The 513-nt window shown below is 71.9% G+C and carries 1 protein-coding gene; it reads right to left on the minus strand.

The window, feature by feature from the left end; genetic code table 11:
- Positions 1-5 precede the first annotated feature (5 nt).
- On the minus strand, positions 6-513 hold a 508-nt coding region (locus ADL01_RS23050), incomplete at its 5' end, for a PucR family transcriptional regulator (RefSeq protein ID WP_234354761.1).

Consider the following 513-nt stretch of genomic DNA (forward strand, 5'->3'; position numbering starts at 1 on the left):
CCCCCTCACTCCCCCACCGCCGCCGTCGTCTTCAACGCCAGCCACAGCTCCATCCGCACATCCGGATCATCCAGCGACCGCCCCAGAATCTCCTCCACCCGCCGCATCCGGTACCGCAACGTATGCCGGTGCACACCAAGATCCGCCGCAGCCGCGTCCCACTGCCCATGCCGGGACAGCCACGCCCGCAACGACGCCACCAGGTCACCCCGGCCCGTCGCGTCATGCTCGTACAGCGGACGCAACAACCCGTCCGCGAACGCACGCACCGCGTCGTCCGCGAGCAGCGGCACCACGGACCCCGAGGCCAACTGCTCGTGCCCGACCAGTACCCGCCCCCGCCGCCGGGCCACCGACAACGCCTGCTCGGCCTGCTTGTACGCGGCCGCCGCCGCAATGGGCCCAGCCGGCCCCGACATCCCCACCACAACCTCGTCCTCGTCCCCGGAGGAACCGGAGGCACCGGAGGCACCGGAGGCACCAGGGGAACCTGAGTCAGAGCCCCCCACACCC

Source organism: Streptomyces sp. NRRL WC-3618 (assembly GCF_001280005.1).
Taxonomy (GTDB): Bacteria; Actinomycetota; Actinomycetes; order Streptomycetales; family Streptomycetaceae; genus Streptomyces.